13 protein-coding genes are annotated in these 16,526 nt (G+C 73.4%); 5 read left to right on the top strand and 8 right to left on the bottom strand.

Annotated elements, in window-relative coordinates; translation table 11 throughout:
* Positions 1-13: 13 nt before the first annotated feature.
* On the top strand, positions 14-865 hold the full coding sequence (locus BX283_RS06570; RefSeq protein WP_101386707.1) for an MBL fold metallo-hydrolase: 852 nt from the start codon (positions 14-16) through the stop codon (positions 863-865).
* A 9-nt stretch (positions 866-874) separates the two neighbouring features.
* Here BX283_RS06570 and BX283_RS06565 read toward each other — a convergent pair whose 3' ends face one another.
* From BX283_RS06565 to BX283_RS06540, 7 genes are read right to left on the bottom strand one after another with little or no spacing between them, the layout of a single operon-like run.
* On the bottom strand, positions 875-1,678 hold the full coding sequence (locus BX283_RS06565; RefSeq protein ID WP_180357083.1) for a thioesterase II family protein: 804 nt from the start codon (positions 1,676-1,678) through the stop codon (positions 875-877).
* Entirely contained in the window at positions 1,675-1,914 is a 240-nt protein-coding gene (locus tag BX283_RS40525) for an acyl carrier protein (RefSeq protein ID WP_180357082.1), read from the bottom strand. Before BX283_RS40525 ends, BX283_RS06565 begins: the two co-directional genes overlap by 4 nt.
* Positions 1,915-1,916: 2 nt before the next feature.
* Positions 1,917-3,842 (bottom strand): HAD family hydrolase, encoded by a 1,926-nt coding sequence (locus BX283_RS06560; RefSeq protein ID WP_101386705.1) that lies wholly within the window; start codon positions 3,840-3,842, stop codon positions 1,917-1,919.
* Positions 3,839-4,870, bottom strand: coding sequence for a 3-oxoacyl-ACP synthase III family protein (locus BX283_RS06555; RefSeq protein ID WP_101386704.1), 1,032 nt, complete (start codon positions 4,868-4,870; stop codon positions 3,839-3,841). The genes BX283_RS06560 and BX283_RS06555 overlap by 4 nt, the downstream gene beginning before the upstream one ends.
* Positions 4,867-7,902, bottom strand: coding sequence for a type I polyketide synthase (locus BX283_RS06550; RefSeq protein ID WP_101386703.1), 3,036 nt, complete (start codon positions 7,900-7,902; stop codon positions 4,867-4,869). Before BX283_RS06550 ends, BX283_RS06555 begins: the two co-directional genes overlap by 4 nt.
* Positions 7,899-8,213 carry an acyl carrier protein gene (locus tag BX283_RS06545; RefSeq protein WP_101386702.1) on the bottom strand — a complete coding sequence of 105 codons (315 nt, stop codon included), beginning with the start codon at positions 8,211-8,213 and terminating at the stop codon, positions 7,899-7,901. The genes BX283_RS06550 and BX283_RS06545 overlap by 4 nt, the downstream gene beginning before the upstream one ends.
* Positions 8,214-8,255: 42 nt before the next feature.
* Positions 8,256-10,052, bottom strand: coding sequence for a fatty acyl-AMP ligase (locus BX283_RS06540; RefSeq protein WP_180357081.1), 1,797 nt, complete (start codon positions 10,050-10,052; stop codon positions 8,256-8,258).
* Positions 10,053-10,407: 355 nt separating this feature from the next.
* Between BX283_RS06540 and BX283_RS06535 the strand changes: the two genes are divergently transcribed.
* The 4 genes from BX283_RS06535 to BX283_RS06520 all read left to right on the top strand — a co-directional run bounded on the left by BX283_RS06535 (position 10,408) and on the right by BX283_RS06520 (position 15,170).
* Positions 10,408-12,003 carry a DHA2 family efflux MFS transporter permease subunit gene (locus BX283_RS06535; protein WP_101386700.1) on the top strand — a complete coding sequence of 532 codons (1,596 nt, stop codon included), beginning with the start codon at positions 10,408-10,410 and terminating at the stop codon, positions 12,001-12,003.
* A gap of 2 nt (positions 12,004-12,005) precedes the next feature.
* Complete coding sequence (locus tag BX283_RS06530) at positions 12,006-12,704, top strand: TetR/AcrR family transcriptional regulator (RefSeq protein WP_101386699.1); 699 nt, start codon at positions 12,006-12,008, stop codon at positions 12,702-12,704.
* Between the two features lie 125 nt (positions 12,705-12,829).
* Positions 12,830-14,062, top strand: a complete 1,233-nt coding sequence (locus BX283_RS06525; protein ID WP_101386698.1) for a S9 family peptidase — start codon at positions 12,830-12,832, stop codon at positions 14,060-14,062.
* Positions 14,063-14,417: 355 nt separating this feature from the next.
* Positions 14,418-15,170 carry an AfsR/SARP family transcriptional regulator gene (locus BX283_RS06520; protein ID WP_180357080.1) on the top strand — a complete coding sequence of 251 codons (753 nt, stop codon included), beginning with the start codon at positions 14,418-14,420 and terminating at the stop codon, positions 15,168-15,170.
* 92 nt (positions 15,171-15,262) lie between these two features.
* On the opposite strand, the gene BX283_RS06515 is transcribed toward BX283_RS06520, so the two are convergent.
* On the bottom strand, positions 15,263-16,429 hold the full coding sequence (locus BX283_RS06515; RefSeq protein ID WP_101386696.1) for an alpha-hydroxy-acid oxidizing protein: 1,167 nt from the start codon (positions 16,427-16,429) through the stop codon (positions 15,263-15,265).
* Between the last annotated feature and the right edge of the window lie 97 nt (positions 16,430-16,526).

Raw genomic sequence — 16,526 nt, 5'->3', positions numbered from 1 at the left:
ACAAGGGAGTTCCATGCCGACGATCGACATTCTCCTGCCCGGCTTCGCCATCGACACCGACCAGGGCTACCCCGCCTTCTGCGGGGTCTTCCTCGTCCGGGGCGCCGACGCCACCGGCCGCCCGCGCACCGTCCTCGTCGACGCCGCCCACGTCGGACGCCGCCCCCATCTGTGGGCGGCGCTCGCGGCGCACGGCCTGACGGCGGCGGACATCGACATAGTGGTGCTCACCCACGCCCACTGGGACCACGTACAGAACATCGACCTGTTCCCGCGCGCCGAGCTGCTCCTCCACGGCGACGAGCGGCGCTACGCCCACGCGCCGCACTCCAACGACTGGGCGACCCCCGCCTGGACCGGCCTGCTGCTCGAACAGCTGCCGGTCCGGGAGGTGGCGGACGGCGAGGAGATCCTGCCCGGCGTCCGCGTCATCGCCCTGCCAGGCCACTCGCCCGGCAGCATCGGCGTCCTGGTCGACACCGACGCCGGGGTGGCCGCGATCACCGGAGACGCCCTGCACTTCGCGTATGTGGCCACGACGCGCCGCAACCCGCTGGTCTTCTGGGACGCCGAGCTCGCGGCCCGCAGCATCGACCGGGTGGTGGGGGCGGCCGATGTCATCTACCCGGGCCACGACCGCCCCTTCCGCCTCACGTCCGACGGCGCCGTCGACTACCAGGAGCCGTTCGCGCTCACCGTCACCGGGCTGCGGCCCGACACCGAGGGGCTCGCCTTCGCCGACGGCTCCTCGCGCCCGCTGTGGGTCATGCCGGGCGTGGACGAGCAGCGCACGCTGTACGAGAAGAACGCGGAGGAGGCCCGGCGGCGCATGGCCGGGGTGCCGCGCGTGGTCCGGCCGCGCTGAGGGGCTCCGTCACGTGGGGGCCCGCCGCGCCTCGGTGAGCAGCCCGGCCAGCGAGCGGTTGAGCTCCTCGAAGAACGGCTCGGGGGCTTCGCGCGGGAAGAAGTGGCCCCCGGGCACGGTGGTCAGCCGGAAGTCGCGCGCGTACCGCTCCCAGGCGCGGACCGCGGCGGGGTCCACGAGGGCGTCGTCCGCGCCCGCGAACGCCCGGATGTCGAGCGGCAGCCGCTGCTCGGCATCGTCCGGGTCGGGCAGCCCCGCCTCCCGGTGGCTGGCGCAGATCCGCAGGTCGTCCCGGACGATGGGCAGCAGCGCGCGCAGCCAGTCGTCGCGGCCCAGGAACTGCGGGTGCAGCCCGCCGATGTCCACCAGGAGGCGGGCCAGGTCCGCGTCGCCGTACAGGTCGGCGGGCGGCAGCGGCGGGGTGAGGTGCGGGGCCGCGTACGCGCCGACGTACAGCGCGAGCGGCGCCCGGCCCCCCACCCGCATCCGGGCCGCCGCCACCGCGAAGCCGATCAGCGCGCCCATGCTGTGCCCGTACACCGCGTACGGGCGGTCCAGCCACGGGGCGAGCTCATCGGCGAGGGCCTCGGCCAGCGCTCCCGCGTCCTGGAACCGCCGCTCGCGGAACCGTGCTTCGCGGCCGGGCAACTGCACCGGCAGGACGTCGACGCCGGGCGCCACCCGCGCGGGCCACGGGGCGTAGAAGGACGCCCCGCCGCCCGCGTGGTGGAAGCAGAACAGCCGCAGCGCCGCGTCCTCGCGCGGCGCCCGGACGAGGCAGCCCGCCGGGGCGGCCGTGGCGGGGCCGGTCACGCGCGCACCACCTCGTACATCTGCTGGAAGGTCGCGGCCTCCAGGAGGTCGGCCACCGGGACACGGCGGCCGGTGACGTTCTCCACCACGGTGACCAGGCGCAGCAGATGGACCGAGTCCCACTCGGCCACGTCGTCGAGGGGGCGGTCGAGGTCCTCGGGGGCGAGGCGGATACCGAGTTCGTCCTCCAGGAGCGCGCAGAACCCGGCGGCGTCGGCGATGGCGGTGGCGGTCATGGTCAGTTCTCCTCGAAGGCGGTGTGCAGCCGCAGATGGGCGGGGGCGGGCGTGATGTCGCGCAGGGCGTGGCGGAAGACGACGGTGGCGGGGTCGTCGGGGGCGACGCCCGTGGGGACGAAGCCGTGGGCGATGTAGAAGGAGGCGAAGGCGGCGTTGCGCGGGGTGGGCCGGTGGCGGGCGAGCACGCCGTGCGCGCCGGAGGCCGCCGCGTGCTCCAGGACGGCCGCCAGGCAGGCGCTCTCGATGCCGCGCGAGAACACCCGGCAGCTCAGCACGTAGTTGTCGATGTGCAGGTCCTCCGCGTCGCGGCGCAGGAACACCGCGCCGACCAGGCCGTGGTCGCCGAACCGGTCGCGGGCGCGCACCACCAGCACGGCGCGGTCCGGCCGCTCGGCCCACTCCCGTACCTGCGGCAGTTGCAGGCGTTCGGGGGCGAGGTGGAACTGGTTGGTGCGCAGGGTGAGCTGGGAGACCCGGGACAGCTCGGCGGGCTCCGGCGGACGCACGGTGACCTCGATGCCCAGACCGTCCAGATAGTCCTGGTACGAGCCGGTGTCCTCGCGGAACTCCTGCCGCCTGGCCTCCGTGCGGTAGCGGCCCGCCCGCTCGCGGTCCTCGTCGGTGAGCACGGGCAGGTCGAACCAGCCGTCCGCGAGCAGCGCGGCCGGGTGCAGGGCCGGCTCCTCGTCGACCCGGACCACCGCGACCTGCGGCAGCTGCTCGCGCACCAGACCGCACTCGAAGGTGCTGTCGTCGACGAAGACGAAGCTGTCCAGACCGATCCCGACCCGCTCCGCGATGTCGCGCAGATTGTCGTGCTTGGCCGACCAGTTGGCGTTGACGCGGACGAAGTCGTCCTCGCGCAGCAGCATCGAGGGATGCTCGCGCAGCGCCTCGCGCACCTTGGCGTCGTCGTTCTTGCTGCTGACGGCGAGCAGCACCCCCTGCGAGCCGAGCTGGGCCAGCACACGCTGGAACTCGGCGAACGCCTCGCCGCGGAACCCGCCGCCGAGCTCGATGCCGTCCATGCCGTCCTCGCCGAGCACCCCGCCCCACAGCGTCCCGTCCAGATCGAGGACGAGGCACTTGCGGGTCCGGCCGAGCAGCCCGGTGACGAGGTGGCCGACGTCCCGGGCGTAGCTCGCGAGCAGTCCCTCGGCGAGGCGCGCCTTGGCGTACAGACCCGTGCGCGGCTCGTACGCGGGTGTCCCCTGGGCGACCAGCGGGTCCAGGTCGACGACGATCAGCCCGGGGTGCTCCTCGGCGAGCGCGAGCAGCCCGCTGTTGAACTCGCGCCACACCACGCCGAGGCGGGCCCGGGAGCGCAGGTCCACCACCTGGCGGGCGTGGCGGTGCAGCAGCGGAACCGTGTTGAGGACCAACGGGCCGCGCCCGCCGTCCTGGTGGGCCCGCACGGCCCGGGAGATCAGGGCGAGCCGGGACCGGGCCGCGGCCTCGACGTCCTCCACCCGCCAGGGCAGCGGCACTTCTTCGAAGACGGTGTGCGCGTCCAGCAGGCACAGCGTGAGACGGGGCCGCCGCTCCGGCTCGGCGCCGCCGGGCCCGAGCAGGTCTGCCAGATACGAGCCGTACGGCGAGACCACCGGGTCGAGCAGTAGCCCGTGGCGCGCCAGCTCCGCGGTGAGCGGGGCGACCAGCGGGGCGACGGTCGACTGGCCGGTGACGGCGACGGTCACCACGGGCACGTCGGCGTGGTGGCGGACGACGCCGTCGCGGTCGAGCCGGGCGAGCAGCTGGCCCGCGGCGGGCAGTTGCCGCTCGGGAAGCCGGGCGAGCAGCGGCCGTACCGAGGGGTACTCGGCCTCCAGGCGCCCGGCGGCGTACAGGTCGCGCAGGGTGCGCAGCGCCTCCGGGTCCTGCCAGCTGCCGCCGGTCGAAGGGGCGTCGGTCGTGATCGTGGTCATGCGCGCTCCAGGGCGATGCCGGACTTGATCCACTTGCTGGACTCCACGGCGACGGTGACCGCCCGCCCGCCGCCCTGCCACTGGCCGAGCAGCTCGGCGAGCTGGAGGAAGGGCAGGGCGTTGCCGTTGTTGCCGACCGTGCGCACCACGTTGACGCGCTGGGCGAGCGGGGCGGGCATCGCGTCGGAGATGCGGTCGCTCATCCGGCCGGAGAGCTGGGGCGGCAGCAGATAGTCCACCTGGTCGGCCGTCCAGCCGACGTCCCCGATGAGCTCCCAGAACATCTGGGTGGCGAGGACCGGCACCGCCGCCTCGATCGCCTTGTAGTCCTCGGAGACCGCGACGCGGTCGCTGTGCCGGTCGCCCAGGCCGAACCAGTCGATGACCTGGCCGGGCGCCTTGCCCAGGCCCACCAGGCGGTTGAGGACCTGGCGGATCTCCACGCGCTCCCCGAAGGACTCGGCGCTGAGCACGGCCGCGCCCGCCCCGTCGCCGAACAGGATGTAGTTGACGAGCTCGCCGGGAGTGCGCGAGCCGGGGTCGAAGTCCGTCTCCAGGTGCTTGGCGCAGACGTCGCCGCCGATCACCAGGACCGTCGAGCAGCGCCCGGCGAGGAGCAGGGTGCGGGCCACGTCGAGTGCCTGTACGGCTCCGGCGCAGCCGGACTGGAGCTGGTAGGTGGGCACGTTGTCGATGCCGAGGCGGTCCGCGACCAGGTTGACGGTGGCGGGCATCAGCTGGTCCGGGGTGGCGGTGCCCATGACGACGCAGTCGATGTCGACGGCCTCCAGGCCCGCCGCGGCCAGCGCCCGGTCCGCCGCGGTCGCCGCGATGTCCGCGAGGGAGTGGCGGACCTGGCCGGTCGCCAGGTCGACGGCGAAGTGCCGGCTGACGTTGCCGATGAACATCTCGGCCCACTGCTCGTCGACACCGACGAGCTTGGCCAGGGTGGCGTTGTCCACCGGTTCCCCCGGCAGGCAGGTGCCGACCGAGACCAGGTGGGCGACGGGAGCGGGTGACGGACTCATGTGCGCGGTCCTTCCGGGGCGGACGGTGCGGTCGGGGCAGTCGGTACGAGGAGGCGCTCGCCCAGATAGCGGGCGAGGTCGCCCACCGTCTCCAGGCTCGCGAGCAGCTCATCGACGGGCAGGCTGCCGAGCTCGGGCAGCTCGTTCTCGATGCGGGTCTTGAGCTCCATGACCTGGATCGAGTCGAAGCCGAGGTCCTCGGCGAGGCGGGAGCGGTCCCGTACCGCCGAGGGGTCGTGCCCGCCGACCCGGCACACCAGACGGCGCGTCACCTCGGACACCCCGTGGGGGGAACCGCCGTCCGGGGTCGGCGGGCACGTGTCGGCGCGGTCCGCCATCGGCCCTCGCGCGGCCGCCGCCTGCACGGCGGGGAGGTGGGGCGCGGCCGGTTCGGGGGCGGTGGCGGAGCGCCAGGCGCGGAAGCTGTCGTCGAAGACGTACGGCGGCAGCCGGCGCGGCACGCGGTCCGCGTCCGGGTACAGGCTGTCCCAGGTGGGATCGGCCCCGGCGCTCCACAGCTGCCCGAGCAGATGGTGCAGCGGGTGGCGGGGCGCGCGGTCGCCGGGGTGGGCGGCGAGGCAGCTCACCGGGTCCGCGTCGGCCGGCCTGAGCCGGGCGAGCATGGGGGTGAGCACGGCGCGCGGGCCGATCTCGACGATGTGGGTGACGCCGGACGAGAAGAGTTCGGCGGCGGCGTCGGCGAACCGCACCGGCGCGGTGATCTGCTCTGCCCAGTAGTCGGCGTCCATGCGCTCCTCGCCGCCCATGACCCGCCCGTACACGGTCGAGAAGACCGGCACCGAGGGGGCGCCCGCCGCCACGTCCGCGCCCTCGTGCCGGAACGGCTCGACGGCGGGCCGCATCAGCGGGGAGTGGAAGGCGTGCGAGACGGTCAGCGGGCGGGCGTTGACGCCCCGGTCGGCCAACGCGGTGCGCAGCAGGGCGAGTTCGTCGAGACCACCGGCGACCACGGTGCTGCGCGGACCGTTGACGGCCGCGACGCACAGCCGCGCGGGATCGGTGAGCAGCGCCGCCACCTCCGCCTCGGGCAGCGGTACGGCGAGCATGCCGCCGCCGTCCGGGAGCGCCTCCATGAGCGCGCCCCGGCGGGCGACCAGGCGGGCCGCGTCGGCCGCTTCGAGCACGCCGGCCGCGCACGCGGCGGCGAACTCGCCGATGCTGTGGCCGATGACGGCGGCGGGCCGGATCCCGGCGTCGATCAGGGCGCCCGCCATCGCGTACTCGACCGCGAAGAGCGCGGGCTGGGCGAGGCCCGTGCGGTGCACCCCCGCATCGCCCGCCAGGACCGCGTCGCGCACCGAGAGGCCGAGGTGGCCGGCCAGATGCTCGTCGATCTCGTCGAAGAGGCGGGCGTAGACGGGGGAGGAGGCGTACCAGGAGGCGGCCATGCCGGGGTGCTGGGCGCCCTGTCCGGTGAACGCGAACGCCACCGTGGGCGCCGTGCGCGGCACCCCGCCCTCCTCGTCGTGGGTGCGCTCGGCGGCCTTGCGCAGCCCGGCCACCACGGACGCCAGATCGCCCGCGGCGACGGCGACGCGGTGCGGCAGCCGGGACTTGACGCGGTTGCTGGTCCAGCACAGCTGGGCGAGCCGGTCCTCGGGCAGCCGGGCCAGCGCGTCGGCCTGGGCCAGCAGATTGGGGCGCAGCTGGCGCGCGGAGCGGGCGGAGACGGTGAACACCCCCGGGACCCGCTCGCCGGAGCGGTGGACCGCGCGCGGCGGGGAGGAGAGCACGGCGTGCGCGTTGGTGCCGCCCATGCCGAAGCTGCTGACGGCGGCGTGCACGGTGCCGGACGGCAACCGCATCGGGGACCTGAGCAACGACAGGCGCCGGTCGGGCAGTTGGAGCTTGGGGTTCTCGTCGTCGGCGAAACGGCTGGGCGGCACCGTGCGGTGGTGCAGCGCCAGGACCGTCTTGACGACCCCGGCGATCCCGGCGGCGCCCTCGGCGTGCCCGAAGTTGCTCTTGACCGAGCCGAGCGCGACGCTGCCGCCGCTGCGGCCGCTGGTGAGGTGGCCGAGCGCCTGGGCCTCCATCATGTCGCCGAGGAGGGTGCCGGTGCCGTGCGCCTCGATGAACCCGATGTCGTCGGCGCCGACCTCGGCCGAGCGCCAGACCCGCTCGATCAGCTGCTGCTGGGCCCAGCGGTTGGGCGCGGTGATGCCGTTGCTGCGGCCGTCCTGGTTGACGCCGGTGCCGCGCAGCACCGCGTAGACGGGCTGGCGGTCGGCGAGCGCGTCGGCGAGCCGGCGCAGCACGAGTACGGCGACGCCCTCGGCGCGCCCGATGCCGTCGGCCGAGGCGCTGAACGGCTTGCAGCGGCCGTCGGGCGCGGACAGGCCCGCCTGGGTGTAGAAGATGTTGAGGACGGGCGTCATGATCAGGTTGGTGCCCCCGGCCAACGCGTAGTCGCAGTCGCCCGCGCGCAGCGCGCCGGAGGCGAGGTGCAGGGCGACCAGCGAGGACGAGCAGGCCGTGTCCACGGCCAGGCTGGGACCCTTGAGGTCCAGGTGGTACGAGACGCGGTTGGCGCCCATGAAGTAGCCGTTGCCGGAGCCGTGCCGGGCGGTGATCCCGTCGTAGTCGGCCAGTTGGAGGTGGGCCCACTCGTTGGCCATCACCCCCACGAACACGCCCGTGTCGGTGCCGGCCAGGTCCTCGGGGGCCACCGCCGCGTCTTCGATGGCGCGCCAGGAGCACTGGAGCAGCAGCCGCTGCTGGGGGTCCATGGCGGCCGCCTCGCGCGGCGAGATCCCGAAGAAGGCGGGGTCGAAGGCGTCCGGGTCGTCGATGAAACCGCCGCGCACGGTGTTGGAGCGGCCGGGCGGCCGGGCCTCGCCCGGTGCGGCCGGGTCGGCGAGCATGTAGCGGTCCGCCTCCCAGCGCTCCTCGGGGACGCGCCGGGTGCCGTCCCGGCCCTCCATCAGGAGATTCCAGAACTCGCCTGCGTCCCGGGCCCCGGGGAAGCGGCAGTCGAGCCCGACGACCGCGACCGGTTCGGGTGCGCTCATGAGGCGCCCCCGGTTTCCCCCACGGCGAGCAGCTCGGCCAGGTGCCCGGCGATGGCACGTACCGTCGGGAAGTCGTACGCGAGGGTCGGCGGGACCGCCAGCAGATGGCGCTCCTCTATCTCGCCGCAGATGCCGATGGCGGCCACCGAGTCGATGCCGTAGTCGGCGAGCGGGGTCGTCGGGTCTATCTCCCGGGCGGGCCGGTGCAGATGGAAGGCCACCCGGTCGATGAGCCACTTCTCCAGGTCCGCGGGGGCGAGGACCGGGGTCTGCGGGCGGATCGCGGTGCGGGTGTCGGGGGCGATGGACATGAGGTACCTCTTCCTTGGGGGCGCTCGGTGGGCCGGGCGGGCTCAGCGGCCGGGGGCGGCCAGCGGAGCGGAGTGCTCGGGGGTCTCGGCCGGGCGGGCGACGAGCTCCGCGACCGGCCGTTCCAGGCGCTGGTGGAGTACGGACAGGGCGCCGTCGAGGAACAGCCGGCGCATCAGGGTGCGCTGGGTCTTGCCGCTGGTGGTCTTGCGGACCGCGCCGGGGCGCACCAGGACCACACTGGCGGCGGGGAGCTGGAACCGGCGGCTGAGGACCGTCTGGACGGAGGCCGCGAGGGCGGGCAGGTCGTGCTCGCCCTGTGGGTCGGGGCGGACCTCCTGCACCACCACGACGTGCGAGCGCTCTCCCTCCTCGTCGCCGACGGTGAACACCGCCCCGCCGCCGCGCCGCAGGGCGGGCCCCGAGTCCTGCACGGCCTGCTCGATGTCCTGCGGGTAGAGGTTGCGGCCGTGGTGGATGAGCATCTCCTTGATGCGGCCGGTGACGAACAGCTCCCCGCCGACAAGGCCGCCGAGGTCGCCGGTGCGCAGATAGCCGGAGCGGCCGTCGGCGGTCTCGGCGCGGAAGATCTCCTCGGTGGCCTCGGGGCGGTTCCAGTAGCCGCGCGCCACGGACGGGCCGCGCAGCCAGATCTCGCCGACCTGGCCGTCCGCCAGCGCCTGGCGCGTCATGGGGTCGACCACCAGCACCTCGCTCCCGGCCGGCGCGCCGCAGCCCACCAGCGTCCTGGAGGTGCGGTCGGGGCGGGCGGGCCGCAGCTCGTGCTGCTCCAGCAGATGCGCGTCCACGCTGAGTTCGACGTGCGGGGCGGTGGTGTCCCCGGCGGAGGCCAGCAGGGTGTTCTCGGCCAGCCCGTAGCAGGGGAACAGCGCCTCGGGGCGCAGCCCCTGGGCGGCGAAGCGCGCGGTGAAGGTGCGGATGGTGGCGGCGCGCACCGGCTCGGCGCCGTTGAGCGCCACCCGCAGACTGGACAGGTCGAGCCCCTCGGCCTGCTCGTCGGTGGTGCGGCGGGCGCACAGCTCGTACCCGAAGTCGGGCGAGGCGGTGCCCTCGACGCGGTAGTCGTGGATCATCCGCAGCCAGCGGTGCGGCTGCTTGATGAAGGAGATCGGCGACATCTGGACGCTGGTGCCGCCCATCCACAGCGGGTGCAGCGTCATCCCGATGAGGCCCATGTCGTGGTAGAGCGGCAGCCAGCTGCCGGTGACGACGCCCGGCGTGGTGAGCATGGCGTGGTGGATGGCCTCCTGGTTGGCGGCCAGGTTGGCGTGCGTGACCATGACGCCCTTGGGCTGGCTGGTGGAGCCCGAGCTGTACTGGAGGAAGGCGATGTCGTCTGCGCGTACCTGCGGCGGGAACCACAGCGAGGGGTCCTCGCCGTCGTCCTCGGGCGCGAGGCACACCACGTCCTGCTCCCCGGAGGCGGCCAGCCAGGCGGCGAGCCCCTGGCGGTGCTCGGGCAGCGTCAGGACCGCGCCCACCGAGGCGTCCCGCAGGATGCCGCTGACCCGGGCCAGGCGCTCGCCCGGCTCGTCCGGCAGCGGCGCCGGGATGGCCGTGCGCCCGGCGTAGAAGCAGCCGAGGAACGCGGTGACGAAGTCGAGCGTGGGCGGATAGAGCAGCAGTACCGGGCGGGTCGGGTCGCCCAGCGACTCCTGGCGCAGCCGGGTGGCGATCAGCCGGGCGCGGCGGTCCAGTTCGGCGTAGGTGAGCTCCTCGGGCCGCATGGTCCGGCCGTCCTCGTGCAGGTACACGAACGCGGGCCGCTCGGGGTGCTGCTCGGCTCCGGCGCGTACGGCCTCGGTCAACGTCTGGTGCATCTCTTCCCCTGTCGGTCTGTCCGTGCTGGCGCGGCACCAAGTGCCATCCGTCGAACCATCGTTGGTGGGAAGCGAAAAGGACGTGTAAAGGCAGCCTTGAGGTGCACGTCGCAGCTTCGGAGGTTCCCGCAGGGTGCGTGGGGGAGGGGGAGTGTGAGGGGTGTTCACACGCGGAGGGAGGAGGAGTTGGCACCCAGTGCCGCAAGCTCTCCTCACTCTCCCGTCGCCCAGATATGAGTCAGCACTGTTTCGATACGCCATTGACTCGATTGGCGGCCGGGTCTAGCGTCGTCAACCGCACAGCCATGGACGGCAGTTCACGCAACACCCTCTTCCTTCCGAGGAGCGGCATCCCGTGACCACTCAGCTCGAACCCCGCAAGGCCGAGCAGGACCAGGCCGCCGCCCACCGCTGGTGGGTACTGGGCGTACTCGTCGTCACCCTCCTGCTCGTGGTCCTCGACACATCGATCCTCAACGTCGCGCTCAAGACGCTCGCCGAGCCCGCACCCCAGGGCCTGGGCGCCTCCTCCGGCGCACTCCAGTGGTCGGTGGACTCGTACACGCTCGTCTTCGCGGCCCTCCTGTTCAGCACCGGAGTGCTGGCCGACCGCTGGGGGCGCAAACGCACGCTGGTGACCGGGCTCGTCGTCTTCGGCGGCTGCTCGCTGTGGTCCGCGTACGCGGGCAGCGCGGGCGAACTCATCGCCGCCCGCGCCGGACTCGGCGTCGGCGGCGCCCTGGTGATGCCCGCGACGCTGGCGATCATCATGAACGTCTTCCCGCCCGCCGAACACGCCAAGGCCGTGGGCATCTGGGCGGGCGCGGCCGGTCTGGCGGTCGCCGTCGGACCCATCACCGGCGGCGCGCTCCTGGAGCACTTCTGGTGGGGCTCGGTCTTCCTCATCAACATCCCGATCGTCGTGGTCGGCACCGTCGCCGCGCTGGTCGTCGTGCCGGAGTCCAGGGACCCCGGGCGCGGCGGCTTCGACCCGCTGGGCGTGGCCCTGTCCGTGGCGGGTCTGACCCTGCTCGTGTACGGGGTGATCCAGGGCGGCGAGTCGGACGACTGGGCGGCGGGGCGGGTGTGGGGGACGATGCTCGGCGGGCTCGTCGTGCTGGCGGTCTTCGTCGGCTGGGAGCGGCGGGCCGAGCGCCCGGCCCTCGACATCGCGCTGTTCCGCGTCCCGCGCTTCTCGGCCGCCGTGACCGTGATCGGCCTGGTGTTCTTCGCGCTGCTGGGCGCCACCTTCTTCCTGGTCTTCTATCTGCAGAGCGTGCGCGGCTGGACGCCCCTGCAGGCCGGGTACTGCCTGCTGCCGCTGGCCGTGGCCCAGTTGGCGTTCTCGCCGCCCGCCACGCTCGCGGCCAAGCGCGTCGGGGTGCGCCCGGTGTGCACCGCCGGGATGCTGCTGACCACGCTGGCGTTCGTCACCGTGGCCACCGTCGACGAGCACACCTCGCTGTGGCTGCTCGAATCCGTCTTCTTCGTCCTGGGCGTGGGCATCGCCTGTGTGATGCCGCCCGCCACGGCCGCCGTCATGTCGGCCCTGCCCCGGCAGCGCGCGGGCACCGGATCGGCCGTCAACACCACCTTCCGCCAGGTGGGCGGGGCGCTCGGCGTCGCCGTCCTCGGCTCGGTGCTCTCCACCGCGTACCGCTCGCGGATGTCGGACCACCTGGGAGCCGTGCCGCACCAACTGCGCGACAAGGCAGGGGAGTCCGTGCAGAGCAGCCTCGCCGCGGCCGACGCGCTCGGCCCGCGCGGCGCCTCCCTCGCGGGCCACGCCGTCGACTCGTTCGTCTCCGCGATGCACGTCACCGCACTGGTCGCCGCCGGGGTCACCTTCCTCGGCGCCCTGGTCAGCCTGCTCCTGCTGCCCGCCCGTACCCCGGACGAGCACGCCGGGGCGGACGAGCCCACCCGGGTCCACCACTCCTCGGAGGTCTGAACATGCCACCACCCGTTCCACCGGAGGCCGAGGGCGCCGCGCCCGCCGGCCTCCGGCCCGTCCCCGCGACCGGGGACGGGCACGCCCCCGCGCCGCCCGCGCGGCGCCCCGCCCGCGGCGGGCGCCAGCGCGACCCCGCGGCCGACCGGGCGATCCTGGAGAGCACCCTCGGCCTGCTGGGCGAGGGGTGCAGCTTCAGCGCGCTGTCGATGGACCTGGTGGCCCAGCGGGCCGGGGTCGCCCGCGCCACCATCTACCGCCGCTGGCGCAACAAGGAAGAGCTGGTGCTCGCGGCCCTGAGCAGCCTCGACGTTCCCGTCACCCCCTCGGACGGACTGCCCCTGCGGGAGCGTCTGGTGGACCTGGTCGACCAGATCCGCCACCGCGGCCAGGACACCAATCTGCACCGCCTGCTGGCCGGCCTCCTCGGCGAGGCGGTGCACCGGCCGCAGCTGGTCGAGGCGTATGAGGGCACCGCGGTCGCCGCACGGAGGGACGCCATGCGGCAGGTGCTGCGCGACGGGCTGGACAGCGGAGAGCTGCGCCCCGGCCTCGACGTCGACCAGGCCATCGAACTGCTGACCGGCCCGATGCTCGCGCGGCTGATCCTGCGCCAGCGGCCGGTGGAGTCCGCCGCGTTCGCCGAGGCGATCGTGGACACCTTCCTCGACGGCACCCGGAGCAACCCCGGACCCCGGTAGCCGGGCCGCGCCCACCGGACCGGGAACCGGGTGCCCGGGCGCACGCACTGGTCGGCCGCAGCGCCATCCGCCCGTCCGCTGAGCGGACGGGTACCGAACCGCCTCCCCACGCAGGAGCCGCAACCATGAAGTTCCTCTTCGACGACCCCGCCTTCGACTACCAGGCCCTACGGGCGGCCGGCTACGCCGACTTCGGCGGAGCCCAGCTCGGCGAGGTCATCGCCGTCGCCTCGCGCATCCCCGGCGGCGACACGGACGCCTGGCGGCGCGAGTGGACCGCGCTGGCCGAGCGCGTCCACGGCCTCGCCACCGCCGCGCTCGCCCAGCACCGCACCCTCGACGCCCGCGCGGCACTGCTGCGGGCCCACACGTACTACCGCACCGCCGAGTTCTTCCTGCGCGACGACCCGCTGCACGACCCCGAGGCGGCGCGGCTGATGCGGCTCTCCAAGGAGACCTTCGCCGAGGCGGCCGGGCTCATGGAGCGCCCGCCGGAGTTCGTCCGCATCCCGTACGGGGACGGCTCGCTGCCCGGCTACTTCTACCGCGCCGACGACTCCGCCGGGCCGCGCCCGACCCTGATCCACCACGGCGGCATCGACTCCACGCTCGAAGAGGGCTACTTCTTCATCGCGGCCGCCGCCCAGGCGCGCGGTTACCACGTCCTCTGCTTCGAGGGGCCCGGGCAGGGCTCGGTCCTGCGCGAGCAGGGGCTCACCTTCCGGCCGGACTGGGAGGAGGTGGTCACGCCCGTGGTCGACTTCGCCCTGGCCCAGCCGGGGGTGGACCCCGAGCGCGTCACCCTGGTGGGGACCAGCCTCGGGGGGCTGCTCGCCGTCCGGGCCGCCGCGTTCGAGCACCGGCTCGCCGGGTGCGTCGCCCATGACGCGGTCTGGCAGCTCGGGGACGTGGTGTGGCTGCCGCCGTTCGTCCACGAGTGGGTGGAGCAGGGCTGCGACGACTTCGCCAACCCGGTGATGTACGGGATCGCGGTCCAGCAGACCTTCACGCGCTGGCTGCTGCGGCAGGCGATGTGGACGTTCGGGGCCCAGAGCCCCTCCGAACTGCTGCGCCGGATGCCCGCGTTCGGCCTCGCGGACGTGGTCGGGCAGGTGCGCTGTCCGGTCCTGGTGCTCGACGCCGAGGAGGACATGTTCTTCGCCGGTCTGGAACACGCGAAGAAGGTGTACACGGGCCTCAACGGACCCAAGACCCTGCACGTCTTCACCGCCGACGAGGGCGGGGGAGCCCACTGCCACTCCGGCTCCATGACCCTCTTCCACGACCGGGTCTTCTCCTGGCTCGCCGAGACCTCGCCGGCCGGGGCCCCGGAGTCCCAACCGGCGCCGTCCGTCTGACCGTTCGCACAGGCACGCCCGAGGCGGGCGGCCCCGGTGTCCCCGGGCCGCCCGCCTCGGGCGCTGTGTATACCGCCCCCGGAATTAATAATCGAATTCCCGCTGTTTGATGGCCGAAATGGCCCCTGGGTGCTGCGCTCCGGGTGTTAGCGCCCTTTTAATGGTTACGTAACGACTGCTCGACTACGATGTTTATCGGCAATCGCGTGCACCTTGGGCGCGAGAGCCTGGGGTGAACGGGGAGATCCGAACTAGTTGAATGCCCGGCATGCATTCAAGGGGGTTGCGTCACGTGTCCCTGTCCTGTGCACGACCAAGTCATCCGCTGCGCTACGAGGTACTGGGGCGGCTCCGGGTGACCTGCGGCGACGTCGATCTGACGCCCGCGCCACCGAAGATCGCCAAGCTGCTCGCTCTGCTGACGATCCGGGCAGGGGAGACCGTACCGGGCGACAAACTCATGGCGGAGCTCTGGGAACAGCATCCGCCGCGGTGTGCGGCGGCGAGCCTGCGGGTGTATGTGTCGCAGCTGCGCAAGCTGCTCGGCACACCCGGCCGGGCGTCGCCGATCGTCACTGTTTCCCCGGGTTACATTCTCGACGTCAGCCCGAACCAACTCGATGTCCGGAACTTCGAGAGGCTGTATGAAAGCGGTCGGGCCCGTTACCTGGCGGCCGACTACCTGGCCGCGTCCGAGTGTCTGAGAAATGCCCTCGCCATGTGGCGGGGGCCGGTTCTGGACGGCATGTCGGGGTCTTCGGAGATCAGCTCGTTCGCCGCCGTGGAGGAGGAAAAACGGCTGAATTGCATCGAGCTGAATATTGAATCCGCCCTGGCGCTCGGCCGCCATCACGCCGTGATAGAGGAGCTCAAGGGACTCGTCGTCCAGCACCCGCTGCGGGAGCCCTTCTACCGCCAGCTGATGGCCGCCCTGTACCGGGTGGGCCGCCAGGGCGACGCCCTGGGCGTCTACCGCAGCGCGCGCCAGGTCATCCGGGAGGAGCTGGGCGTCGAACCGGGCCCGCCGCTGCGGCTGACCCAGGAAGCCATCCTGCGGGCCGATCCGGCCAGGCTGGAAGCGGTCGGCGTGACGGCGTCGGCGCGCTGACGAACCGAGGGTCACGGCGAGCCGGCTCAGGCCTTTCCCTGAGCCGGTGCACGGCCGCGCGGGCGGGACGGGTGCCAGGCGGGCGTCAGGTGTCAGAGGACGCGCCGAAGGGATTCGGGCGTGAGGTCGGCGAGCGTCGGATAGCCGTCCACCGCCATCAGCAGATCCGCCTCGGCGAGCAGCGAGCGCAGCACGTGGACGACACCGTCCGTACCGCCGATGGAGAGTCCGTACGCGTAGGGGCGGCCGACGCCGACGGCCGTGGCGCCCAGGGCCACGGCCTTCACGATGTCCGTCCCGGTGCGGACGCCGGAGTCGAACAGCACGGGCAGGCCGTCGGCCGCCTCGACCACGCCGGGCAGCGCGTCCAGGGCGGGCAGCCCGCCGTTGGCCTGGCGGCCGCCGTGGTTGGAGCAGTAGATCCCGTCCACGCCGCCGTCCTTGGCGCGCCGGACGTCCTCGGGGTGGCAGATGCCCTTCACGATCAGCGGCAGCTGGGTGAGCGAGCGCAGCCAGGGCAGGTCGTCCCAGGTGAGGGGGTTGCCGAAGACCTGCGCCCAGCGCATGGCGGCGGCCCGCGGATCCTCCTCGGGGGTTCGGTCGAGGGTGGCCCGGAAGACCGGGTCGCTGGTGTAGTTGGCCAGGCAGTGGCCCCGCAGCTGGGGGAAGTTGGCGGTGCTCAGATCGCGCGGGCGCCACCCCGTGACCCAGGTGTCGAGAGTGACGACGATGGCCTTGAACCCCGCCTTCTCGGCCCGGCGCACCAGGCTCTCGGCCAGCTCGCGGTCGGTGGGGGTGTACAGCTGGAAGAAGCCCGGCGTGGAGCCGAACTCGGCGGCGACCTCCTCCAGGGGGTCGACGGTCAGCGTCGAGGCGACCATCGGGACGCCGGTGCGGGCGGCCGCCCTGGCCGTCGCCAGATCGCCGTGCCCGTCCTGGGCGCACAGCCCGATGACCCCGATCGGCGCCATGAACAGCGGCGACGGCCAGGTCATCCCGAACAGCTCGACGGACAGGTCGCGCCGCGCGGCCCCGACGAACATCCTCGGGTAGAGCCCCCAGCGCTCGAAGGCCGACGCGTTGGCCCGCTGGGTGCGCTCGTCCCCCGCGCCGCCCGCCACGTACGACCACAGCGAAGGCCCCAGCGCGGCCTCGGCGCGGGACTCCAGCTCCTCGTATGCGAAGGGGAAGCGCGGCACGACACCGCCGAGCCCCTCGAAGAAGATCTCGTTCTGGTAGAAACCGAATGGCTGGCTCATCAAGCGGCCCTCTCCTCGATCACGACTGAATCCCCGGCTGATACCCGACCGACCTCTACCCCTCATCTCCTCGCCGCAGCGCCCCTAAGAGCCTGTC

This window comes from Streptomyces sp. TLI_146, from assembly GCF_002846415.1.
In the GTDB taxonomy this organism is placed as follows: Bacteria; Actinomycetota; Actinomycetes; order Streptomycetales; family Streptomycetaceae; genus Streptomyces.
Note: the sequence above shows the minus strand (reverse complement) of the source record. Positions and strands in the feature narration are given on the sequence as shown.

Coding starts and splice junctions, on each gene's coding strand:
- BX283_RS06570 (WP_101386707.1), top strand. CDS start 14: ATGCCGACGATCGACATTCTCCTGCCCGGCTTCGCCATCGACACCGAC.
- BX283_RS40525 (WP_180357082.1), bottom strand. CDS start 1,914: ATGACCGCCACCGCCATCGCCGACGCCGCCGGGTTCTGCGCGCTCCTG.
- BX283_RS06560 (WP_101386705.1), bottom strand. CDS start 3,842: ATGACCACGATCACGACCGACGCCCCTTCGACCGGCGGCAGCTGGCAG.
- BX283_RS06555 (WP_101386704.1), bottom strand. CDS start 4,870: ATGAGTCCGTCACCCGCTCCCGTCGCCCACCTGGTCTCGGTCGGCACC.
- BX283_RS06550 (WP_101386703.1), bottom strand. CDS start 7,902: ATGAGCGCACCCGAACCGGTCGCGGTCGTCGGGCTCGACTGCCGCTTC.
- BX283_RS06545 (WP_101386702.1), bottom strand. CDS start 8,213: ATGTCCATCGCCCCCGACACCCGCACCGCGATCCGCCCGCAGACCCCG.
- BX283_RS06540 (WP_180357081.1), bottom strand. CDS start 10,052: ATGCACCAGACGTTGACCGAGGCCGTACGCGCCGGAGCCGAGCAGCAC.
- BX283_RS06530 (WP_101386699.1), top strand. CDS start 12,006: ATGCCACCACCCGTTCCACCGGAGGCCGAGGGCGCCGCGCCCGCCGGC.
- BX283_RS06525 (WP_101386698.1), top strand. CDS start 12,830: ATGAAGTTCCTCTTCGACGACCCCGCCTTCGACTACCAGGCCCTACGG.
- BX283_RS06515 (WP_101386696.1), bottom strand. CDS start 16,429: ATGAGCCAGCCATTCGGTTTCTACCAGAACGAGATCTTCTTCGAGGGG.